Origin of the sequence: Vibrio sp. Vb1337, from assembly GCF_033338715.1 — a bacterium.
Taxonomy (GTDB): Bacteria; Pseudomonadota; Gammaproteobacteria; order Enterobacterales; family Vibrionaceae; genus Vibrio; species Vibrio alginolyticus.
Map to the genome: position 1 here is coordinate 322,710 of NZ_JAWOTD010000001.1, position 23,010 is coordinate 345,719.

At 44.2% G+C, this 23,010-nt stretch carries 24 protein-coding genes; 13 read left to right on the forward strand and 11 right to left on the reverse strand.

The features are described from left to right. Positions 1-66 precede the first annotated feature (66 nt). Positions 67-1,437: an MATE family efflux transporter gene (locus R7E42_RS01355; protein WP_005377626.1), complete on the reverse strand. Its 1,371-nt coding sequence runs from the start codon at positions 1,435-1,437 to the stop codon at positions 67-69. A 392-nt stretch (positions 1,438-1,829) separates the two neighbouring features. On the opposite strand from R7E42_RS01355, the gene R7E42_RS01360 reads away from it, so the two are divergent. Further along, positions 1,830-2,441: a riboflavin synthase gene (locus tag R7E42_RS01360; protein WP_005377625.1), complete on the forward strand. Its 612-nt coding sequence runs from the start codon at positions 1,830-1,832 to the stop codon at positions 2,439-2,441. A gap of 75 nt (positions 2,442-2,516) precedes the next feature. Here the strand turns inward: R7E42_RS01360 and R7E42_RS01365 are convergent, their stop codons facing one another. Then, positions 2,517-2,711, reverse strand: coding sequence for a CPXCG motif-containing cysteine-rich protein (locus R7E42_RS01365; RefSeq protein ID WP_017634925.1), 195 nt, complete (start codon positions 2,709-2,711; stop codon positions 2,517-2,519). 253 nt (positions 2,712-2,964) lie between these two features. After that, positions 2,965-3,831 carry a fructosamine kinase family protein gene (locus R7E42_RS01370; RefSeq protein ID WP_318072274.1) on the reverse strand — a complete coding sequence of 289 codons (867 nt, stop codon included), beginning with the start codon at positions 3,829-3,831 and terminating at the stop codon, positions 2,965-2,967. Between the two features lie 224 nt (positions 3,832-4,055). Between R7E42_RS01370 and R7E42_RS01375 the strand changes: the two genes are divergently transcribed. The 3 genes from R7E42_RS01375 (at position 4,056) to R7E42_RS01385 (ending at position 6,527) form a co-directional block, all read left to right on the forward strand. Next, positions 4,056-5,030 carry a response regulator gene (locus R7E42_RS01375; RefSeq protein ID WP_021033872.1) on the forward strand — a complete coding sequence of 325 codons (975 nt, stop codon included), beginning with the start codon at positions 4,056-4,058 and terminating at the stop codon, positions 5,028-5,030. Continuing rightward, positions 5,030-5,992 (forward strand): GGDEF domain-containing protein, encoded by a 963-nt coding sequence (locus R7E42_RS01380; protein WP_005389546.1) that lies wholly within the window; start codon positions 5,030-5,032, stop codon positions 5,990-5,992. The genes R7E42_RS01375 and R7E42_RS01380 overlap by 1 nt, the downstream gene beginning before the upstream one ends. Positions 5,993-6,182: 190 nt before the next feature. Then, entirely contained in the window at positions 6,183-6,527 is a 345-nt protein-coding gene (locus R7E42_RS01385; protein ID WP_005377620.1) for a DUF3802 family protein, read from the forward strand. 45 nt (positions 6,528-6,572) lie between these two features. Here R7E42_RS01385 and R7E42_RS01390 read toward each other — a convergent pair whose 3' ends face one another. Beyond that, positions 6,573-7,067: an NlpC/P60 family protein gene (locus tag R7E42_RS01390; RefSeq protein ID WP_025998640.1), complete on the reverse strand. Its 495-nt coding sequence runs from the start codon at positions 7,065-7,067 to the stop codon at positions 6,573-6,575. Positions 7,068-7,201: 134 nt separating this feature from the next. On the opposite strand from R7E42_RS01390, the gene R7E42_RS01395 reads away from it, so the two are divergent. The 5 genes from R7E42_RS01395 (at position 7,202) to R7E42_RS01415 (ending at position 11,109) form a co-directional block, all read left to right on the forward strand. Next, on the forward strand, positions 7,202-9,220 hold the full coding sequence (locus R7E42_RS01395; protein ID WP_158159648.1) for a methyl-accepting chemotaxis protein: 2,019 nt from the start codon (positions 7,202-7,204) through the stop codon (positions 9,218-9,220). A 207-nt stretch (positions 9,221-9,427) separates the two neighbouring features. Then, entirely contained in the window at positions 9,428-9,847 is a 420-nt protein-coding gene (locus tag R7E42_RS01400; RefSeq protein WP_213868735.1) for an NUDIX domain-containing protein, read from the forward strand. Beyond that, a complete protein-coding gene (locus R7E42_RS01405) occupies positions 9,837-10,250 on the forward strand; it encodes an NUDIX hydrolase (RefSeq protein ID WP_213868733.1) in 414 nt (137 codons plus the stop codon). The genes R7E42_RS01400 and R7E42_RS01405 overlap by 11 nt, the downstream gene beginning before the upstream one ends. Positions 10,251-10,461: 211 nt before the next feature. Further along, positions 10,462-10,842, forward strand: coding sequence for a hypothetical protein (locus R7E42_RS01410; protein ID WP_005377611.1), 381 nt, complete (start codon positions 10,462-10,464; stop codon positions 10,840-10,842). Between the two features lie 48 nt (positions 10,843-10,890). Further along, positions 10,891-11,109, forward strand: a complete 219-nt coding sequence (locus R7E42_RS01415) for a hypothetical protein (RefSeq protein WP_005389537.1) — start codon at positions 10,891-10,893, stop codon at positions 11,107-11,109. Between the two features lie 103 nt (positions 11,110-11,212). On the opposite strand, the gene R7E42_RS01420 is transcribed toward R7E42_RS01415, so the two are convergent. Continuing rightward, positions 11,213-12,028 (reverse strand): sterol desaturase family protein, encoded by an 816-nt coding sequence (locus tag R7E42_RS01420; protein WP_031781345.1) that lies wholly within the window; start codon positions 12,026-12,028, stop codon positions 11,213-11,215. A gap of 140 nt (positions 12,029-12,168) precedes the next feature. Here R7E42_RS01420 and R7E42_RS01425 point away from each other — a divergent pair, with 140 nt between their 5' ends. Continuing rightward, positions 12,169-12,918: a tRNA-uridine aminocarboxypropyltransferase gene (locus R7E42_RS01425; protein WP_005389532.1), complete on the forward strand. Its 750-nt coding sequence runs from the start codon at positions 12,169-12,171 to the stop codon at positions 12,916-12,918. 175 nt (positions 12,919-13,093) lie between these two features. Then, positions 13,094-14,002, forward strand: coding sequence for an N-acetylglucosamine kinase (gene nagK / locus R7E42_RS01430; RefSeq protein ID WP_005377586.1), 909 nt, complete (start codon positions 13,094-13,096; stop codon positions 14,000-14,002). A gap of 185 nt (positions 14,003-14,187) precedes the next feature. Here the strand turns inward: nagK and R7E42_RS01435 are convergent, their stop codons facing one another. From R7E42_RS01435 to R7E42_RS01460, 6 genes are all read right to left on the reverse strand, one after another. Beyond that, positions 14,188-14,454 (reverse strand): DUF2960 domain-containing protein, encoded by a 267-nt coding sequence (locus tag R7E42_RS01435; RefSeq protein WP_005377584.1) that lies wholly within the window; start codon positions 14,452-14,454, stop codon positions 14,188-14,190. A 74-nt stretch (positions 14,455-14,528) separates the two neighbouring features. Beyond that, entirely contained in the window at positions 14,529-16,307 is a 1,779-nt protein-coding gene (locus tag R7E42_RS01440) for a bifunctional molybdopterin-guanine dinucleotide biosynthesis adaptor protein MobB/molybdopterin molybdotransferase MoeA (RefSeq protein ID WP_318072275.1), read from the reverse strand. Then, the gene (mobA, locus tag R7E42_RS01445) at positions 16,304-16,891 is read right to left on the reverse strand and encodes a molybdenum cofactor guanylyltransferase MobA (protein WP_017820674.1); all 588 of its coding nucleotides are present in this window, start codon (positions 16,889-16,891) and stop codon (positions 16,304-16,306) included. The genes R7E42_RS01440 and mobA overlap by 4 nt, the downstream gene beginning before the upstream one ends. Then, the gene (locus R7E42_RS01450; RefSeq protein ID WP_025766658.1) at positions 16,869-17,588 is read right to left on the reverse strand and encodes an energy-coupling factor ABC transporter ATP-binding protein; all 720 of its coding nucleotides are present in this window, start codon (positions 17,586-17,588) and stop codon (positions 16,869-16,871) included. The genes mobA and R7E42_RS01450 overlap by 23 nt, the downstream gene beginning before the upstream one ends. Positions 17,589-17,638: 50 nt before the next feature. Beyond that, positions 17,639-18,337: an ABC transporter permease gene (locus tag R7E42_RS01455; RefSeq protein WP_005389524.1), complete on the reverse strand. Its 699-nt coding sequence runs from the start codon at positions 18,335-18,337 to the stop codon at positions 17,639-17,641. A 6-nt stretch (positions 18,338-18,343) separates the two neighbouring features. Beyond that, positions 18,344-19,162: a substrate-binding domain-containing protein gene (locus R7E42_RS01460; protein ID WP_005389522.1), complete on the reverse strand. Its 819-nt coding sequence runs from the start codon at positions 19,160-19,162 to the stop codon at positions 18,344-18,346. A 335-nt stretch (positions 19,163-19,497) separates the two neighbouring features. Between R7E42_RS01460 and R7E42_RS01465 the strand changes: the two genes are divergently transcribed. Further along, positions 19,498-20,949: a sigma-54-dependent transcriptional regulator gene (locus R7E42_RS01465; protein ID WP_262668156.1), complete on the forward strand. Its 1,452-nt coding sequence runs from the start codon at positions 19,498-19,500 to the stop codon at positions 20,947-20,949. Further along, a complete protein-coding gene (locus R7E42_RS01470; protein WP_318072276.1) occupies positions 20,939-22,978 on the forward strand; it encodes a cache domain-containing protein in 2,040 nt (679 codons plus the stop codon). The genes R7E42_RS01465 and R7E42_RS01470 overlap by 11 nt, the downstream gene beginning before the upstream one ends. Positions 22,979-23,010: the final 32 nt, after the last annotated feature.

Below are 23,010 nucleotides of genomic sequence, written 5' to 3' on the forward strand. Positions count from 1 at the left end.
ATAAGTATACTCAACCGTGTGATTATTCGATCAAAAAAGCCAGCGGATGCTGGCTTTTTTTACTTTTTATTGAACTGAAAAGTTCAATTGCACTTCTGGCTCTTGGCGATGCATCCAACGCATTCTGACGCCTAACATAAAGGCCGCAGAAGATAGGCCGATGATAAAACCAAGCCAGAAGCCTTGTGCTCCCATTGGCTCGACAATCCAGTCTGTACGGCCAAGGACGTAACCAATTGGCAGCCCAAGAATCCAATAAGCAATAAAAGTACGGTTGAAGATGGCTCGCATGTCTTTATAGCCGCGTAATGCACCAGCTGCGATTACTTGAACCGCATCCGTACATTGATAAACAGCGGCAAACACGAGCAGGTGCATCGCTAGAGTGATTACCTCTGGGTTGCTAGTGTAAAGCTCGGCGATCCACTCACGAGACAAGACGGTTAAAATCGCTGTGAGAACGGACAAAGCTAGACCAACCATAATGCCGACTCGTGACGCTACGCGCGCGCCATCGACGTTTTCTTCACCAAGTCGATGGCCGACACGAATGCTTACTGCTGCACCAATACTCATTGGTAGCATAAATACCAACGAGGAGAAGTTAATCGCGACTTGATGCGCTGCCACAATGATAGGACCCAGTGGTGAAACGAGCAGTGCAACAACAGCAAACAGTGTCACTTCAAAAAACAGCGCTGCTGCAACAGGAAAGCCGAGCTTGAATAGACGAACTTGCGCTTTCCATTGTGGGCGATGCCATTCTCCAAATAGGTTGATGCTTTTCAATCGCTCTGATGTCATCACATACAGCAATAGCATGGCAAACATGACCCAGTAAACAATCGTGGTTGCTACACCACAGCCAACACCGCCTAATTCAGGTGCACCAAACTTGCCGTACACGAAAATCCAGTTTAGAGGAATGTTGAGCAGCAAACCGATAAAGCCAATAACCATTGCCGGTTTCGTCAATGACATACCATCCGTAAAGCTTCTAAGCGTTTGGAAAAGTAAAAAAGCGGGTACTGCTAATATAACGGCATGAATGTATCCCACCGTTTTTTCAGCCATCAGTGCTTCAACATCCATCAGCCCGAGAATAAACTGGGTTTGAAGCAGGACTGCAATTATCGGCACACTGATCAGCAATGCCAAAACGACGCCTTGCTGAATTTCAAACGGGATTTTCACTCGACGACCAGAGCCATTTAACTGTGCGACAACAGGGACCAATGCCATTAATAAACCCACCCCAAACAAAATGGATGGTAGCCAAATACTTGAAGCGACAGAAACCGCAGCCATGTCGGTGGCGCTAACGCCGCCAGCCATTACGGTATCAACAAACCCCATACCAGTTTGAGCGACAGATGCGATCAATACCGGGGTCGCCAATTTGATAAGACTTGATGCTTCTTCTTTATAGCGATGCACGAAAAATACTCCAGAGCGGAACAATAAGTTGAAAGAATGAGAGTACTCGAGGGCAAAAGATGTGGTGAACGGATCTGATGGTTGATTTTAGTCACGATAAGGTGAAAAAATGCCTCGGAGAAACTCCGCGCAAATGATAAACAATTGTATGTTTATATTCCATAGCTAGGTAGCGAATAGTCGATAACACTGACTGGACGCTCTCCACGCTAAGGATACGCTTTTACTGAGAACAGCAGCGAATCATGGTAATGTTGAAGCATGCATGAGAACAAACCAGTGTTCATTAAGCCGTTGCTTTATCGTCTGCGGTCTTTATTTCCGGCCCGTAGCGCAGTGTTTAAGGCTTAGTCTTCAACTACAGTTGGTATGAAATCAATAGGTAAAAAGAAATGTTTACAGGAATAGTTCAGGGTACGGCGAAGGTCGTTAAAATTGATAAAAAAGAACGCTTTCAAACGCACGTTGTCGAGTTAAGTGATGAACTTTGTAAAGGGTTAGAAATTGGTGCATCCGTTGCACACAACGGATGTTGTCTAACTGTGACTAAGATCGAAGGCAACCTTATCAGTTTTGATTTAATGCAAGCGACATTGGCTCTTACTAATTTAGGTCGGCTGGTGGAAGGGGATAGCGTAAACATTGAGCGCGCGGCTAAGTTTGGTGACGAAATAGGCGGGCATAGCATGTCTGGTCATATTAGTTTAACGGCAGATATTGTCGATATCATCGATACGCCCAATAACCGCACGATTTGGTTCCAACTGCCGCAAGAATCAATGAAATATGTATTAGCGAAAGGTTACATTGGTTTAGATGGCTGCTCGCTAACTATTGGTGAAGTTGAAGCGTGTCGTTTTTCGGTACACCTAATTCCAGAAACCTTGCAGCGAACGCTTTTCGGAGTGAGACAAGTAGGGGAGCGTGTTAATATTGAGTTTGATCCTCAGACTCAAGCAATTGTTGATACTGTTGAGCGCGTTCTTGCAGCAAAACAGCTTTAGAATGAGAAAAAGGAGCCTAGTGCTCCTTTTTCATTTAAGCGTTTTTACATTTCTGATGTTCACATGCTCGAGCTGTTATTCGTAATTGTCATCGATAAATAGTTCGACCTTATCTTGTAACTCATCCACTCGCATATTTAGGTGGATAGCGTGGCAACAAGCTGGGCAATCATCATAAAACTCTTGGTCACCATTACTTGCATCCAATGTAATGCCGATAGAGTGTCCGCAATGCGGGCACTTTACATACCTTTCGGTATAATTTTTCATACAACAACTCCTAATCTCGCAGGGCTTTTAAACACACTATTCATCAAGGAAGCACAGCCCTTTACTTACTTTGCCTACAAGGAAAATAGGCACAATCCAAAGTTAAGTCTCCTTTGATATTAGGTCGAGTTGTTGCTAATTGAGTCGAAATAAGTACAAAACTTGACCCCAAACTCAACCTTGAGCTTAGGGTGATTTTCTGTAGTGATGTGCCTCGAGATTTTACATCTTGAAATATGCAGTGGCTTCCAAATTAATAAGAAATGATTTTATTAATAACCAGTTGAGCCTGTTCCAAGTAATGGCCGCCAAACAAATTACAATGGTTGAGAACATGGTAAAGGTTATAGATATCTTTACGCTCTTCATAGCTTGAAGAAAGTGGCATAACCGATTCGTAACCTTGATAAAATTCTGGTTGAAATCCACCAAAAAGCTCCGTCATCGCAATATCACACTCCCTGTCCCCCCAATAGCACGCAGGATCGTAACAGATAGGACCGAATGCAGTGAGTGCCGCATTTCCATTCCATAAATCGCCATGCAACAAAGAAGGTTCCGGAGCATGGTTTGCTAGCCGCTGTTTTACGACATCGATAAAGTCATCGATATCAACCAAGGTGACGCCTTTTTCTTTAAGGAGCTGTAATTGCCAACCTATGCGTTGCTCAGCAAAGAATACACACCATTTCTTGTGCCATTTGTTGGGCTGTAGAGTCGAACCGAGATAGTTGTCGGTATCAAAACCAAACTCTTTTTGCTCGCCCCACTGGTGTAGGTGAGCTAATTGCTGCCCAAATTTAAAGCTGTTGAGACCATCTTCTAATGGTTTCGTTGGAAGGTAGTTAAGAATTAGGAATGAGGCATTTTTGGTTTTACCAACCAATACCACCTCAGGTACAAATAGGGTGGATGTTTCACGCAAAAGATGCAGGCTTTCAGCTTCTACCTCAAATTTAGACAAAAACTCGCGATCGTTAATTTTCACAAAATAACGTTGCTCGCCATCATTGATCATGTAGCTTTCACTGATATCCCCACCAGACAGCCTTACTTTTTCCGTGATCTGGTAATCGAACAATAAAGTATCAGAAAGCTGTTGCGATATTGCTTGCCACATACAAAACCTCGCGAATCTATTTGACCACCAATAGTTTAGGATAAATAGCAGGGAGTTGGCGCTATGTTGAGCATACTTAGTAAAGAAACCTTCCTCTTAGTGTAGTCAATTTGTATAAATGTGAATCAAATCGCTTATAAGCCTCTGATTTGTTGGCTTAGCATATGGAGATGAACGTTTACAACAGGTATTATGATTTTTTTGACGTTAGTTCCATTGGTGGCATGAAAATACTGATATGTGATGACTCAGCTGTTGCAAGAAAGCTTATTGCGCGTTCTATCGTACAAGATACATCATTGCATCTTATTGAAGCGCAAGATGGTTATGAGGCGCTTAATATTCTTGCTGAGCAAAATATCGATATTTTGTTTCTCGATTTAACGATGCCCATAATGGATGGTTTTGAGGTCCTCGAATCATTACCTGTTAGTCAGTACCCGACCAAAATCGTCATTATTTCTGGAGATGTTCAACAAGAGGCAAAACAGCGCTGTCTCGATCTTGGTGCTCAAGCTTTTATCGCTAAGCCTCTGACAGAAGAGCAGGTGCTCCCACTATACGAACAATTAGGGCTGCATTATGCGTTCAAACCTAGTCATTCGGTTGATTCTAAAAACCAGGGTTGCGAAGAGCTTTCCTTACTAGCCAAATTCCGTGAAATTGCGAACATTGCCCTTGGTAAAGGCGCTGCGATTATGGCTGACCATTTACATGAGTTCATCCAACTTCCTGTTCCTCATGTTGGACCGTTGTCCTACGGCGAGCTTCATATGACACTGGTTGATGTGGTTGGGCGTGATAGTTCCGTTGCGGTAGCGCAGAGGTTTGTCGGTGGTGGTATTCACGGAGAGGCACTGGTGTGCTTACGTGGTAGGGATATCAATCAGATTGGGGAAAAATTAGGTTACCTCCTTGAGTTTACGCCTCATAATGAAATCATCTTGAATATCTCTAACCTACTGGTCTCGTCATTTCTCACATCATTGGGCGATCAACTCGACAAGCAGTTCTCACTTCGTCAGCCAGGCATTGTGGATACCTTAACACCTTATTGTGAAGAGCAAGGCGAGTTGGGTGAGCTCTTTACTATCGAATACACCTACATGGCAGAAGCGCTCGATTTCGAGTGCGAGGTACTGTTTTTAATTGATAAGCCATCCGTAGAAATAATCTATGAAATCATGGAGCTAATCTAATGTCCGATATCACGCTGGACATAGCAGACTTTCATTGGGTCACACAAATTCTCGATACGATGGATTCAGGGCTTATTGTTTTGGATCAAGAGTATAAAGTGTGTGTGTGGAACAGTTTTATGCAGTCATACAGTGGCATTCTATCACAAGAAATTCTTGGTGAATGTTTATTTGAGCATTTTGAAGAGCTGCCAAGAACTTGGCTAGAAACCAAGATAAAAGCTGCCGCCGATCTGGAAACTCGTTCTTTCTCTAGCTGGGAAAACCGACCGTACCTTTTTAAGTTCAACAATTTTTCTCCGGTTTCAAACAGCAGTGATTTTATGTATCAAGATATCGTGATCACGCCGTTAATTGGGCTTTCAGGAGAGGTCAGCCACATAGCGATTCAAGTCAATGATGTTTCTGAAACTGCGAGAAATCGCATTCATTTGAAAGAAACAAATCAACATTTGTCGGAAATCAGTCGCAAAGATGGTTTAACAGGTTTATTTAATCGCGCTTATTGGGAGCAATCATTGAAAGATGAGTTTGCTCACTTAAAAGTTATCGACGGACCATGCTCATTAGTAATATTCGATATCGACCACTTTAAGAAGGTGAATGATACTTATGGTCACCCGACAGGGGACGAAGTCATTCGTCGAACCTCTGCCTTGTTGAGAAAAACAGCAAGAAGCAGTGACATCTGCGGTCGTTTTGGTGGTGAAGAGTTTACGGTACTACTTCCTCACACAAACCAGGAGCAAGCTTGCTATTTCGCAGAGCGTTTGCGCAAAAGAATTGAGCAAGAGATCGTGAAAGTGGAAGATTTTTTGATTAATTACACGATAAGTATTGGTGTTTGCGAGTATAAGCCTTATTTTGAAACTCACACTCAATGGTTAAAGAGTGCCGATGCTGCGCTGTATCGTGCAAAAGAAAATGGTCGTAACCAAACCTGTTTGCATGAAAATGACTGAAATATAAAAAGGTTTGAAGAAACCCTGTATCCGAATTCAGTGAAGCAAAGCTCAATTGTTTGAAAATCATCCAGTTGGTTCGTGAATGTTTGTTAATATGAAATAAGTTAATGAAATTTTCTCGGCATGTCTTACTATTGAAACTATTCTGCTTTCAGCTTCGAAGGCTTGCAATAAACGGAGAAAAACAGTGGTTTTAGAAACCGATGGATATCTCGCTCTTATCGAGCACTTGTCTCTAAATCTAGATATTTTTACGACCGAAATTGGCGACACTGGATCCGAAAGCATCGAAGATGTTGTCACCGATATGGTGGCTTCAAACATCATGGCGATTTTTGAGCAAAATCCAGAACTTCACTCGAGCGTACGCTTCAAATTGTTGAAAGAGGCTGATGCAGTTGTTGAAGATCTTGGTGAGATATTGGCTGGGGTATGGCATAAAAAAGCGACCAATGAACAGATCACGTTCCTTGATGAATACATCGCTCTGGTCAAAAATCTGTTCGATAATGCTGTTGCGACTTACGACTGATATTGTTTTAACTTACAGCAATGTCCGGTTAAAGAGTGAGAGGAGTTACATTGTAACTCTTCTTATTTGCCAAAACTTAGATGCCCAGTATGGGTTGTCGATTCTTGAAATAATCACACCTCTAGACGTCGATGCATGCATGAACTGCTTGTTACCCAAGTAAATTCCGACATGATAAGTTGTACGTCTTGTTTTAAAAAACACTAGATCCCCTTGCTTGGCATCCGTCCAACTTAACTCCACACCTTGCTTTGATTGCTGCTTCGTTGTCCTTGGTAACGAGAGCTGATAAGCCTCAATAAACGCTTTTTGTACAAATGCTGAGCAATCAATTCCAGATTTCTGTGTCCCGCCTAAGCGATAAGGCGTGCCGTGCCACTCTGTGTAAAAGTCGAACAAGTCTGGGTTGTCCGACAATAGCTGATTTGTAGGTGTTGTCACCTGTGCTTGCTCACTAGGCTCAGGCCCAGAAGAGCAGGCGCTTAGTAGCACACTGATTATCAAAGGAAAATATACTCGACGCAAATCACCACCTGTCATCTCTATGACTCACAACTGAAATATTAGTGTCATAACCAATCCATAGTATGGGCTGCAAATCACGGTTTTGTCTCACAAATGTGACGGAATCACTGCAGAACCGATTCAACCTTAAGAAAGAATAAAAATTGATTATGGCAAAGCGAAAACGCTCACGCACATCACTTTCACTGATTCAGGCTGTCAGTGCAACATTTTTAACTATCATTGCTCTTGTTATAGCCCTTTCTGTCTCAAGTTTCAAAGGAATGGAACAGGTAGGGGAACAATTTGAAGACTTGTCGCAAAAAGCGTTACCAATCGCGATGGCAAACGCAAAGTTAACCAGGAATGTATTGGAGATGGTTAAGCTACTCAACCATGGTATGCAGATTACTGAGCCGAAAGAGTTGCCTCTCATAAAAGAGCAAATCGACTCTCTTGCAACTCAAAGCACGACTTTGGTTGTGGAAGCGTCTGGTGTAGCTCAGCAACTCTCGGAGGAGTTAGACACCAAACTAGCGCGTTTACATAACATCACGCAGTCCATTTTGTTGAAGCAATCTTCGGTGATACAAATTCAAATGGATATTGATGCCGCTGTTGGTGGTTTTCGCTATGGGCTTAGCTCTATCGGTCCGGAAATGAATCGAATCAGTTCGTTTCTTAGTGCTGATAATCCTGAGTCGAGCGATGCCGCTAACCGTTTCATTGCTTCTGCAAGCTCAATGGAAAGTACGTTCTTAGTCATGATGATGCACTCAGAATTAAACAAAGCCGAAAAAGAATACCGAGAAATGCGAAATCGCATAGCAGGTATTAAACTCGCCTATGAAGACTTCCAATCTTTCCATCCTGAAGTAAGTGAATATGCAAGCTTAACCGCACCATATGAGATGGTGAAACAAGGCTTTAGTGAAAAGGGCGTGCTGCGTTTGATCCTCGCCAAACTAGAACAAGGGGAATTGCAACGTTCAGAGTTTAAACAGGCTTCGATGCTTGCGGATGAAACCATGCGGTTACTTGATCAAATCTCCCAAACCGCTGGTCAGTTGATCGATGAAAAAGAGCGGGTGGTCAACGAGACCATTGAATCGGTGAGCGTTGTGCTCGTGTTTGCGGCGTGTGTGATTTCTTTTATTATTCTGGTTACTTGGTTTAGCCTAAAGTCATGGACAAACCGAGGGTTAAGGAATGTACTAACGCGTCTTTCAGCACTTACCGAACATGATTTTCGTGACAAGGCAGAAGAAGTCGGCCCCTATGAGCTGAAAGAAGTAGCACGAAAGTTGAATCAAGTAATCGATTCCACACACGACTCCATTCAAACGGTGACGCGCAATTGTGAAACGCTTTATCAGACGGCAGAAGTAAGTCACAGTGCAGCCGAACAAACAAGTGATGGGTTGGCAACACAAAATGAAGCGTTGTCGAGTATGATCACGACCATAACGGAGCTTGAAGCCTCTATTCGTGAAATAGCAATGGTGACAAATGCATCTTCACAGGACTCGCTCCTTGCAACCCAACACACTGAAAAAGGGGTTCAAGTCGTGGAACAAAACCGCGAACGTTTGGAGTCATTAGAAAGCTCTTTGGATGTAAATGAACAGTCAATGTTAGAGCTAGACCAGCGTGTTAAACAGATTCGTGAAATGGTGGATATGATCAGTGGGATCGCGGACAACACCAACTTACTTGCTCTCAACGCGGCAATAGAGGCTGCCCGTGCTGGTGAGCAAGGGCGTGGATTTGCGGTTGTCGCTGATGAAGTTCGCAAACTTGCAAGTGATACCTCTCAACAAACGACGAACATCCGAGAAATGATGAGCGAGCTTATTACTGCCGCAGAGCGTTCGCGCCAAGCAGTTAATGATTCAAGAGAAGAAATGACCCACGCGCTACAGTCCAGCAATGAAGTGAAATCGACATTTTCTGATATCAACCTCGCGGTTAAGCACATTCAAGAACGTGTTGAACAAATCTCAGTTGCTACAGAAGAACAAGAACGAGCGACGGCAGATGTATCTCAATCCATCACGCATATTTCTGATCTTGGTGAACGCACAAAGCTGCAGCTTGAGTCTATGGTTGAGAGTTCTGAGCAAGTGGCGGAAATTGCCGGGCACCAGCAAGCAATGCTGCACAAGTATGAGCTTCATCAGACCAAGTAAATGAGATGTTTCCACCGACTAAAAGCAGAACCTCGGTTCTGCTTTTTTGTTACGGCTACCCATTCAATGGCTCCAATTTGCATTGCAAGAGTGAGTTACATCTCATCTCGTTCATTTCTAAAGGGTTTAGTTATCACAACGTGATGTTAATGCTTTGTTCGAGGGACTCGTTGACTAGAATGTCGCCAGAATTCAAAGGAACGAATCATGCAGTTATCACAAAGAGCCAGCCTCATACTAGTTAATCATCACCAAGAGCTTTTGCTTATCCACCGCGTTCGAAACGACAGACAGTATTGGGTTTTCCCTGGCGACAGTGTTGAAGCAGGTGAGAAACCTGTTGAAGCTGCTAAAAGAGAAGCGCTGGAAGAAACCTCAATAGAACTTGGCTCGGTTAAGAAAGTTTTGGAACTCGAAAATCAAGGTCGCTTAGAAACCTATTTTCTTTCTTATGTAGGGAACTTAAAAGTGAAACTAGGGAGTGGGCCAGAGCAAATCAGAAAATCAGATGTTAATCAGTACCATTTGAAGTGGGTGCGTGTAGAGCAACTTCACTCGATTTCTTTATATCCAGAGAAAGCTAAAGCCTTTTACTTGAAGCATAAGGAGTGGTTTTGTGATCGATAAAGTTTGCCCCGTTGTTCTACGTAATCAAAATCAAGAGATCCTACTTTTTAAACATCCGTTGGCGGGTGTTCAGCTCGTCAAGGGCACTGTTGAAGTGTTTGATGAAAGTTACATCATAGCAGCCAAGCGGGAGCTCGCTGAGGAGTCTGGTATCACACATGTTCGTTCCGCACGATATTTATGCTCATGGGACAGTGGCTTTCAAAATCAAGTATGGCATTTTGTTTTGTGTGAGTGTGCTGGCCTCGCTAATTCATGGCTGTTTCATACGCAAGACGATGGCGGACATGATTTTGCGTTCTTCTTGCACGATGTCGAGAGCGGCCTTCCCGCGAATGCACATACTGTGTTTCAGCGCGGGCTGGAAAAGGTACGAGAGTTGATAAACCAAGGCGTGATTTAAAGGAGGATTCTGTCATTGCATTGGCGGATTTGGGCGAAACGCCACAGCAAACACTATGCTTCTACTAGAAGCAAATAAAGAAGGTAGAGCAGCCGTTACTGTTCTCATCGTGTTGATAATGGCACTGTCGATCTCAAAAATGGCGATGAGATTACAAATGTTTAAGTGACTTCTATATGCTTTGCTCATTCATTCAGATAAGGAAACGGTAATGGATAAATTCGTCGTGTTTCTCTTATGCCTTTTTATGACAGTTGGCGGAGTGGTTCATCTTTATGACAACATTGTTGGTGGCTTTTTACCTTACGATTTTGCGCCACGCTGGTTGAATATGTATTGGAGCGCTTTGGGACTATTGGACTTATTAGCAGCGTATCTATTGGTCAAGCATCGCCGCTCTGGCCTAGTCGTTATGTTATTGATTCTTATAACCAATGTTATCTTTAGTTCCCACGCTCACTATACATTAGAAATATTAGATAACAACGTCGCCCTACAAATGAAGACACTGTTTTTAGGGTTCTCATTTGGGGTATCTATCTGGTTATGGAATGCGCGAAAACATAGTCAATCGCGCCAAATATTTCGTTAATTATTATTTTCACAACACTCGATTAAGGATTGTAAACAGGGACTCGTTATGAATGATTTTAAAGACTTGGCCAGTTTTGCTGGTTTCAGCGTACTGACAGGTTTGAGCTTTGCCACCACTTTCTTCAGCCTTGCTTTTCTATATAGCTCAATAGAGGCACAGCAAGTAATGAACACCAATGCTTTGGCATGTGCAGTGCTTGGTGTTGTTGGTTTATTTGTTGGTATTACTCAGTTAAACAAAAAGCGTCAGCTAGCAGAAAACTAATCTGTTCTTACACATCATGAGGATGAAGTAGTGTTTAACAGGGGTTTAGGCTTGGTCTATTCGTTTTGTTGACATACTTCATCCAACAATATTTTTTCAACCATTACTTCTTCTCTTTATTGTAGCGAAAGGGCTGCGTTAAAAGCTTATCTAATCTTTGCTCTTCTTCGTCTCTAATTTCCGGCACACCAATAACAACATCATCATGACCCAACTTAGGCTGAGCTCGGTATGTCCCAAAAAAGCGGTCCCAAACTGAAAGGAAAAAACCAAAGTTTGAGTGGGTCTCTTTTACTATCACTGAATGGTGCACGCGATGCATGTCTGGTGTAACGATGACGTTTCGCAGTTTTTGGTCTATGGATAAAGCCAGTTTTGCATTACTGTGATTAAACATCGCGCTCGCATTAAGCACAATTTCAAATACCACAATTCCGATAGGTGAAACACCTAAGATAAACACGGCTGCAATTTTTACTCCCATTGAAATGATTATTTCGAAGGGATGAAAGCGTGCGCCTGTAGTGACGTCTATGTCGAGATCGGCGTGATGCATTCGGTGAATCTTCCACAGCGGCTTTACATGATGAAAGACAACATGCTGAGCGTAAATGACGAAATCAAGCAAAATGACGGTTAGAAAAATATTTAACCAAGCGGGGAGGGACAGAATATTGAGCAGCCCCCACTGTTGCTCCTGAGCTATGACCGCAGCTTGAAAGGCTGCGATAGGCATGATTAAAGCAATAACTAGGCTGTTAAAAGCGACCAATGACAAGTTATTGACCCAGCGAAACCTGCGCGAAGCGGTCAGTGTTTTTCTAGGCAATTTGTTTTCCCAAATGGCACAAAGCAATAATACGCCAAGGAAAAAGCCTAATCTGAGCCATGAGGGTTCTTGAAATGTCGTTTCTGTCACTGTCATTCCCTTATTTATTTCTTTATCTATGACCGAGATAAGAGTGAAATTATTTCAACACACTGCTGATGGGCTTATCTTGAGGCGAAGCCATAATATCAGTAGAATCGCGCTCTACTTTTTACTTGGCATTACTTACCATGAGAATTCACGCTTTCCACCGTTTATATCAGTACCGACAATCTATCTCAACCAAGCCTTTCAATGCGCGTGGATGTAAAGTGGTTCGTTGCCAATATTGCCAGGTTTCTGAGCAACACTGTTTGTGCGACCTTCAGCCAAACATCAAGGCCAATATTGCATGTATGTTGATTGTTTCTGAAAACGAAGTGTTTAAGCCAAGTAATACCGGTCGTCTAATCGCTGATACGATTCAAGAGACTTACGTGTATCAATGGAACCGAACAGAACCGTCTGAAGAGATGCTCGCGCTACTACAGGATGACAGTTATCAACCGGTGATTGTATTTCCTGCAGACTATGTGGATGATCCCTCTCGTTTAATTGAAGATCTAGAGCCAGGGCGATTGGTAAAAGAAGATGTCGAGAACAAAAAATGGTTGCTGATCTTTATTGATGGTAGCTGGCGTGAGGCACGAAAGATATTCCGTCGTTCTGATTTTCTTAAATCTTTGCCTGTGCTTTCCATTGAGCCGGAATCTCTGTCTGAATACATCATGCGCCGCTCCGAGAATGATCAGCATCTTTCAACCGCCGAAGTCGCGACATTAGTTTTAAAACAAGCTGGTGAGCCTAAAGCTGCGGAATGCCTTCAATTGTGGTTTGAAGCCTTCAGAGAAACTTACATGCTGAGCAAGACTCGAGTCAAAAGCGACCCTAACCAGCCACACTTGAAACGTTTCAAAGAGTGGATGAAAACCGAGAGCTGACTCTAAGGAATGAGCTTTTGTTGATGGTATGTTGTTCAACTGGCTTCGGTGAGGGGATAAATCTGCATTCGGTCACGGTTTGCAGGCGTACAGATATGGATAATGCCATCAGTTTATACTTTTGACTCTAGCCATTTTTGAGAGTCGTTTGAAGCATTTTTTAGGAGAGAAATACATGTATTACGGCTTTGATGTCGGTGGCACTAAAATTGAATTTGGTGCATTTAACGAGAAGCTTGAGCGTGTAGCGACGGAACGTGTACCTACACCAACAGACAACTACGAGCTGCTGGTTGATACCATTGCGGAATTGGTGAATAAATACGATACAGAGTTTGGCTGTGAAGGTACGATTGGTCTTGGCCTACCAGGTATGGAAGACGCCGATGATGCAACGGTACTAACAGTTAACGTTCCTGCGGCAAAAGGCAAACCACTTCGTGCTGATCTAGAAGCTAAAATCGGTCGCAGCGTAAAAATTGAAAACGATGCAAACTGTTTCGCGCTTTCTGAAGCCTGGGACGAAGATCTTCAAGATGAACCATCTGTACTAGGTTTGATCCTTGGTACTGGTTTTGGTGGCGGCTTTATCTACGAAGGCAAAGTATTCTCTGGCCGCAACCACGTAGCGGGTGAGGTGGGTCACACACGTCTTCCTATCGACGCATGGTTCCACCTGGGCGAAAACGCACCATTACTTGGCTGTGGCTGTGGCAACAAAGGCTGTTTAGATAGTTACCTATCTGGTCGTGGTTTCGAGCTTCTTTACGCGCATTACTACGGCGAAGAGAAGAAAGCGATCGACATTATTAAAGCGCACGCAGAGGGTGAGGAGAAAGCAGTAGAGCACGTCGAGCGCTTTATGGAGCTGCTAGCGATCTGCTTTGCAAACCTGTTTACTGCAACAGACCCACACACCGTTGTACTTGGTGGCGGCTTATCTAACTTCGAATTGATTTACGAAGAGATGCCAAAACGCATCCCTAAACACTTATTGTCTGTGGCTAAGTGTCCTAAGATCATCAAAGCAAAACACGGTGATTCAGGTGGTGTACGCGGCGCTGCGTTCTTAAACATCAAGTAATGACTTAAACCTTACTCGATATAAAGTAAGAAGAAATTTAAAGCCCCGTTTAGACTTTCAAGGTTAAACGGGGCTTTTACTTATATACCTAAGTAATTTCGGTATGCTCGGGTATAGATCATGAACAAAAGTAGCATGCATAAAAAACTCACGACGAATCGTGAGTTTTCTGTTTGCAGCTAAGCTTATTTGTTCTTTTTGCCTACGCCCAGGTTTTCTTTTTGAGCTAGGGTGATTTTGCTAAAGCCTAATTTTCTGAAGTAGTTGTCGCGGTAGTTTCGCACCGCTTTAGTGTCAGACACTGCTTCGATTTGTTGCTCCATCTTTAGGAACTCAGTGATATCGATACCTTCGGCTTCTGCAACTGCTTCTTGAATGTTGCGGTGCTGCTGGTATGAGAACGTCAGTTCTTTGTCTTGGTCTTTGTAAGTGTAAAGAATGGTGCGAGCCATAGCTGTCTCTCTGAAAAGGTTTCTGTATTAAACAAAAAGGCCAGACTCGCTGACCTTTGAATTTCTAGTTTGAGCTAGATTCTGCCTTGAAGTGGGATAATTGTCACGCTTTCTCCCGCTTTTACTGTATCAATAGCTGGGGAGATTTCGATCAAACAGTTTGCCTCACTCATTGAGCGCAAAATACCAGAGCCTTGCTTGCCTGTTGTACGAACGGTTAAACGGCCAGTTGCATCCAGTTCATAGACGCCACGGCTAAACTCGGTACGACCTTGTCGAGAGCGAAGGTTTTCAGTCGCGATGGCATTCACTTTCAGAGGCTTCCAGCCTTGTTCGCCTTGCATCTTACGCAGTGCAGGCTCAACAAAGTTGATGAATGAAACCATCACTGCCACAGGGTTGCCCGGCAGACCAAAGAACGGCTTGTTGTTGATTTGACCAAACGCTAATGGACGTCCCGGACGCATGTTGATTCGCCAAAAATCGATTTGACCAAGTTTATCCAAGGCAAGTTTGATGTAATCCGCATCTCCAACGGATACGCCACCAGAAGTCATAACCACGTCTGCTTGCACCGATGCGTTTTCCAACGCTTCAATCATTAACTGTTCGTTGTCTTCCAGAATACCGAAGTCCAAGATCTCGCAGCCGAGTTTTTTAAGCATGCCCATGATGGTAAAGCGGTTGGAATCGTAGATAGAATTCGCTTTTTGCTCTGTTCCCGGCGCTTGTACTTCGTCACCGGTGGAGAACACGGCAACTTTCAATTTTCGGAATACATTCGCTTCACCAAAGCCAAGCGAAGCGATCATGCCCATTTCTGGAGAGGCGAGGCGAGTGCCTGCGGTAAAGACGTCACTGCCGATAGCGAGATCTTCACCTGCTTGACGAACGTTTTGGCCTGCTTTGATATTCGCACCGTTAAAAGTGACCTTGTCACCTTCTTGAATGGCTTGCTCACGCATGACCACTGTATCGCCGTTACGTGGTGTTGGTGCGCCAGTCATGATCTTAACTGCTTGACCAACTTCCAGAGGCTGATCGTAAGCATGGCCCGCCATCACTTCAGCAACCACTTGGTAGCTTTCACGCTCGACGTCATCACCGCGAATCGCGTAACCGTCCATCGCTGAGTTGGTGTATTGCGGCACGTTTACTGGTGAAATGATATATTCCGCGAGAACGCGGCCATAGGCGTTTTCAATCTTGCATGCTTCTATTTCCGAAACCGTGTTCACCAAAGAAAGGATTCTATCTTGGCCTTGAACCACAGAAATGAAAGCTGGAGAAAGGGTATCGCAACATGCGGCTTCTTTCTCTTTGTTTTTTGGTGCTTTCGCTTCTTGAGCATACTGAATAACGAACTGAGCAATCGCTTCAAGATCATTGATGTTCATTTGTGGCAGTTCAGAGTCCAACTCGCCGCTGTCTGAAGCGATAGCGATGATGTTTTCATCGTTTGGATAAAGCCAAGGCTTGCCTACTTCTTCACGGTGCAATTCAATTTTAGGAAATGCGATGTTTTTGCAGCCTTCGACCAAAACCACATCAAGCATGTCTTCATCAAAACGTGTTAATAGGTATTCAAACTCCGCTTCGGCTTCTGGCGTTTCTGTCATTAACGCAAAACGGTTGCGAGAAGCAATCAGCATTTGAGATGCGCCAGCTTTGCGTAAACGGTAGCTGTCTTTACCCGGCTTATCGACATCGAAGTTGTGGTGCGCATGTTTTAGCATGCCAAGGCGTAAACCTGCTTCGGTCAGCTTTGGCAATAGGGCTTCAAGCAGTGTGGTTTTGCCTGTGCCTGAATAAGCCGCAAAACCAAGAATAGGAATGTTTAGCGTGTGTTTCATGATTCTAATTGTCCAAATTGCGCCAGTTCTTCCGGAGTGTTCAAGTTGACGAAACAGTTTGGTGAGTCGCTAAAGTCAACGTAACTGGTGTTGCACTCTTTGTAGAGCAGAATGATTTTTCGGTCGCCACGTTCTAAAAATGCGGTGAGTTTTGGCATTACGCGCTTGTGGTAGAGCGTAAAAACAGGTTGCTGATGGTCACCATCATGCGCGACCAAAATATCACTGTCTTCTTGGGCGGCTTGGCAGAAACGCTCGACAAGGTCGGTGTTAATTTGTGGACTATCGCAAGGTACAAATCCGACCCAGTCAGTTTCAGCATGCATCAAACCCGCGTGAATACCGCCCATAGGCCCAGGGAAATCTTTGAATTGATCACTAAATACGAAACCAAATTTGCTGTACGCATCTTGGTTTCGGTTGGCATTAATTAAAATGCGTGGAGTTTGTGGAGATAAACGTTCAATAACGTGTTCGATGAGTGGCTTCTGATTTAACTCAATCAGACCTTTATCTTTTCCACCCATACGGCTGGCTTGGCCACCAGCCAAAATGACCCAACTAGTTTGTGTTGGTTGAAGCATATGCATTCTCTTGGGATGTTTCTTTTGGTATGACATACAACAGAGGAGACTCTATCAAAGTCTTGTCTTTAATCCACCACTGTTTTTTACATAAGTCGGTCAGTGCGTTGGCCTGATGGCTTGTCACCACGATACTAGAACCACGATCCAAAAGATCTTTCGCCATCACTACCAATCGTTCAATGGATTCTTGGTCTAAAGACGCGCTTGGCTCATCCATCAATAAAATCGACGGTTTTAAAATCCAAGCCCTTGCCATGGCAACGCGCTGTTTTTCACCGCCGGACAACACGGAAATATGTTCGTCCGCTAAGGTTTCTAAACCTACCATGCGCAGCGCGTGAATAACTTGAGCTCGCTTATCTTTTTGCGTGTCTTGTTGATATTTCACTCCATAGACTACGTTTTCATATACAGTGCCGTCAAAAAGGTAAGGGGATTGATGGAGATAAATCACATCGACACGACCATTGCGACGCGTCAGTCTTTTCAGCCACGTATCTTTTGGCGCAACAACATCGCCAGTAGAGGGTTTGAGCAAGCCAGCAAGGATTTTGAGTAGGGTAGTTTTGCCCACACCATTGTCACCCTTGAGATAAATGGCATCATTTGGGCCGATGGCTAACTCAGGGATGTGGAAAAGCACACGCTCTTTAAAGCGCATGGATAACTGTTCGGCGGTGATTTTTATAGTCATAATTCGCCTCGACATGGGGTTAATGGTGAGTCGTTTGTTTGCTTCATGTTCTATGTTCTGAGGTAGCCTTTGCCTCTCATACTTGATAAGAAGAAGTTTAGAGCCAACGCTAAAGATAGTAATACAATTCCTAATGCAACTCCTTGCGCAAAAGCACCTTTGCTGCTTTCCATTGCGATAGCCGTGGGAATATTTCGCGTCACGCCCATAATGTTCCCACCAACCATCATTGAGCAGCCCACCTCGGTCACGATACGTGAAAATCCTGCAATGATAGCCGCAAGTAGAGGAAAGCGGGTTTCCCAAATCATCGTTGCTGCCAAGCGCGGAATGGAGACGCCCAGCGTGATGGCAGTTTCCACTGCACGACGGTCGCTAGATTGTAATGCACCATGCATCATCGATACCAAAACAGGGAAGCAGATCACCATTTGGCCGAAGATCATTGCCTTCTGAGTGAACAGCATTTGCCAGTCTCCCCAAGGGCCAGCGCGCGACAGCAACATGTACAGCAACAGGCCAATCACCACCGTAGGGACCGCTTGCAGCGTATTTACGATCGACAACAAAAACCATTTACCGCGAAAGTCGGTATACGCCAGTACAAAGGACATCAAAATAGCCGGCAATACCACTAGGGATATTGCCGTAATAGAAACACTAAAGGAGACCGCAACGATCTCCCATAGGTCTGCATCAAAATTCACCAGTAAGCGAAGCGCTTCCAGTGTTGTATCAGCAAGATTCATATTGCGTTATTTGCTCTCAGCATTCGCAACAAACAGTTGTTTACCGTTTAGGCGGAAACCATTGATAAGTTCCTGTCCGCGAGGGTTTACCAACCAATCACTGAATGCCTTCGCACCTTGGTAGTTGATCGTTGGGTAACGCTCAGGGTTAACAAGAATAACTTGGTACGGGTTAAACAGTTTTTCATCGCCTTGGAACAGAATTTCTAGATCCAATTTGTTTTGGTAAGCCAGCCATGTGCCGCGATCCGTCATGGTGTAGCCTTGCATTTCAGACGCCATGTTTAGAGTTGGGCCCATACCTTGACCTACGCTACGGTAGCCACCAAAGTTCGGTTCGATTTTAGTTTGAGCCCAAAAGCCCATTTCTTTTTTGTGCGTACCAGAATCATCGCCGCGAGAGATGAACGTTGCGTTTTTGTTTGCGATCTCTTTGAATACATCTAACACGCCTTCGTCATTTTTGATTGTTGCTGGGTCAGCTTTCGGGCCTACAATCACAAAGTCGTTGTACATCAGCTTGCGAGGCAAGACGCCGTAGCCTTTCTCAACAAATGCGCCTTCAGCTTTTGGTGCATGTGTCATCACCAAATCTACGTCACCGTTTTCGCCCATTTTTAAGGCTTTACCAGTACCTGCAGCAATAACATCGACTTTGTAGCCCGTGTCTTTTTCAAATTGTGGAAGCAGGTAATCAAGTAAACCTGAATGGTAAGTACTGGTTGTGGTTGCAAGGCGAACGTGTTCTCCGTCTTGAGCAGAAAACGCTGAGTAACTTACAAGCGTGATTGACGTTGCAGCCAGAGTTAGCGCAATTTTTTTCATTTTTATGTGTTCCTTTCCAATGATTCTTTGGAATCTCTCCAGGTTTTAGGGAGAAGCCTTTTTGGACGAGAGCGATTAGCGTAATACGCAAGTTGTCTTAGGGTGTTGGAATAAGCAAACATCAACATCCTGAGATCACTTAAAATGCGCCCCGTATCCACCTTATAGCAAACAAGATGCCAACCTTTTACAAGCTTAAAGTGCTTGGTTTATGCACTAAATCATGGGGTTATTTGCATAAAAGTTTGCGTTGGTACAAAATGTCGCACTTTTTGTAGGGTATCTCTGTTTAAACTTGGTACACTCTGTCCCATCGAAATCCATCTGGGGTAAATATGTCTACTCAATCCCATCTTAGTACAAACCAACAATATAGCGCCTTTTCCGTACTGGTCGTCGATGATGAATTAGGCATGCAAGCCATCTTGAAAAAGGCATTGAGTAAGCTTTTTTCACATGTCGATACAGCTGGTAGCATCGAAGAAGCAGAACAACTGCGTAATTCTCGACATTATGATCTGATCTTACTGGATATTAATCTGCCAGGGCGTTCTGGAATTGAGTGGGAAGAAGCGTTTGAAGATGATGACAAACGTGCCGATGTGATTTTTATGACGGGTTATGCGGATTTAGAAATTGCCATTCGAGCGCTACAGCTCGGTGCTTCCGACTTTATCCTCAAACCATTCAACCTTGAGCAGATGTTAAAAGCGGTCAGTCGCTGTATGGATCGCCGTTTGAACGAACGCATGCAGTACGCCATGACACGCGATTACCAACGTCACAATACCTCAGAGATCATCGGCGGCTCAGAAAAAACGCGTCTGCTTAAGCAACTTATTAACCAATTTGCACCATCACGCGCTTCTGTTTTGGTGGAAGGTGAGTCGGGTACGGGGAAAGAACTAGTTGCACGAGGTATCCACCAGGCGAGTGGGCGAACGGGCCCGTTTGTGCCAATCAACTGCGGCGCGATTGCACCAGAGCTTTTAGAAAGTGAGTTGTTTGGTCATACAACGGGCGCGTTTACCGGTGCAAAAAAATCGCGTGAAGGTTTGTTCCGTGTTGCGAACGGTGGCACCTTATTTCTTGACGAAATCGGGGAGATGCCACTTGCAATGCAGGCATCATTATTACGCGTGTTAGAGCAGCGTACGATTCGCCCTGTCGGTTCAGAAAGAGAGATCAGTATTGATGTCCGTATCGTAGCGGCAACCAACCGAAACCTGCAAGAAGAGGTCAATCAAGGTAATTTCCGCAGTGACCTCTATTACCGTTTAAACGTTCTGAAAATTGAAGTGTGTCCGCTGCGAGAGCGCAAAACCGACTTATTTGAGTTGGTGCCATTTTTCAGCAATATGCTGACGCGCGAGCTCGGTATGCCTGCGCCCAAATGGGCTCACGAGGATATGGAAGCCATGAGTGAGTACGATTGGCCGGGAAACATTCGTGAGCTGAAAAACTTGATTGAGCGTTGTATCTTGCTTGGCAAACCACCTGCACACTATTGGCGAGAGCTGAATGGCGGGCATTCACTGCCTAATGTATCGATTACTGTTTCTCACTCTGCTGAGTTACCAACCTTTAGAGAAGGCAAAGAATTTACTGGCGAAGGCTATCCAAACAGCTGGACGTTAAAAGAAGTCGAGAAAGCACATATTAAACAAGTCGTTAACTTGCATGAAGGCAATAAGTCTGCTGCTGCTCGTGACTTGGGCGTAGCTCGCAAGACCTTAGAACGTAAGTACAAAGAATGGGATTCTGAGGGTGAGGAATATGCCGACTAACGGCCCACAGCACAAAGGATTGTCAAAATGGACGCACCGTTTTAAAACCATGGTGCGTTATCGCTTGTTATTCTTAACCTCTGCGCCGATTTTCCTCACATTGTTAGCTCTGATCGGCATTACCATTTATTGGTCTATTCATTACACGTGGCAAAATGCGCTGCTTGATGTCTCGGAACGTCTTGGTGTTGCAAATAACAGTGTAACGTTGTTACAGCAAAAGCAAGCCAATTACGTGCGGGCGTTTGCCGATTCGTACGATTTCCGTATTCGCATTAATAAAGGAATGCCACAAGGTGACCTGCAAAAGTGGGTCACAGAGCAGAAGAAAAGATATGCTTTAGATTTTCTCTCTTTGCAACGCGTTAATTCCATGGAAAACAAATTCCGCTTTATGGATCTCACCAAGCGCGAATCGTTTTTTGATGTACTCAATAAAGAAGAACTCGAACGCCTCGATCCTGAACTCGCCAAACGAGCAGAAGTGCCTATTCTTGCTGATGGTGACAGGGAAGTGCGTGGGTTAGTCAGTCGAACCGTGATTCCGGTATACAGCCAAGCGAACGATTTGATCGGCTTTCTTGATGGTGGTTTGCTCCTTAACAACAGCACAGTGCTGGTGGATCAAATCCGCGATCTCATTTACTTAAGTGATAATGACCGCCTTCGCCCTGTGGGTACGTTGACGGTATTTCTCGATGATTTGCGTGTGAGCACCAACGTTCCTTTAGACAGCGATCATAGGCTAGGGCGCGCCATAGGCACTCGCGTGAGTGCAGAAGTGTATAACCAAGTACTTTCGAAGGGTGAACAGTGGGTTGATCGCGCTTATGTGTATGACGCTTGGTATATTACGGCGTATCAACCAATCAAAGACCAATACGACAATGTTATTGGTATGCTTTATACGGGTTACCTCATGTGGCCATTCGTTAAAGCCTACATGACGAACATTGCCGAAATCAGCTTGATTACGGTTATGTTATTGCTGGTTTCCGGCGTGATGGTATATCGCGGTTCTTATGATCTGTTTCGACCGATCGAACGCATTCATAAAGTGGTGAAGCAGGTCCAACAAGGTAAAGAAAAACGGATTGGTCCGTTAGGATTAGATGCCGATCATGAACTTGCGCAGTTAGCCAGACAGTTTGATGATATGTTAGACGCGCTAGAAGAGCGCAAAATTGAATTGAAAAACTCCGCAGCTCAACTTGAATGCAAAGTTCAAGAGCGTACGGCAAGCCTGAGAGAAAAAACCCAAGATCTTGAGCTGCATATTCAATTGCTTAACCAAACTCGCGACAAACTCGTTGTTCATGAAAAACTGGCAGCATTGGGAGAACTCACCGCGGGGATTGCTCACGAAATTAATAACCCAACCGCCGTGATTCTTGGCAACGTAGAATTGATCCATTTTGAATTGGGTGACGATGCAAGTCGAGTACAAGAGGAGATTGATGCGATTCACGCGCAAATTGATCGTATCCGCAATATCACGCGCAGTTTATTGCAATACAGTCGCCAAGGTGGTGTTCAAGATGAAATCACTTGGCAACATGTCAATCCTATCATTGATGAAAGCATCACCTTGGTTAAAACGGGCACCAAGAAACGCGACGTCGAGTTTGTGACTGATCTACAAGCACATACGTCCGTTGAGATAAACCGCCATCATTTGCTACAAATCTTAGTTAACCTGCAAATGAACGCCATTCACTCAATGAGCGGTAAAGGAACATTAACAGTAGTCAGTGAAGACTGGATTGAAGAGGGCGAAGTGAAAGGAGCCGCGATTCATGTTATCGATGAGGGCTGCGGTATTAAACCAGAAAACTTGAGTCGAATCTTCTCGCCATTTTACACAACGAAACGAGAAGGCACAGGGTTAGGGCTATCGGTCTCCCAAAGTATTCTCAGCCAAACGGGTGGTGAGTTAAAAGCAGAGTCTGAATGGGGAAAAGGCAGTAAATTCAGTATTTATTTACCTAAAAAAGCCGAACTGATCCTAGAGGTGACGAACATCGCTTAGTCACTTTTTTGAAGTATTAATGGAAAAAGAGC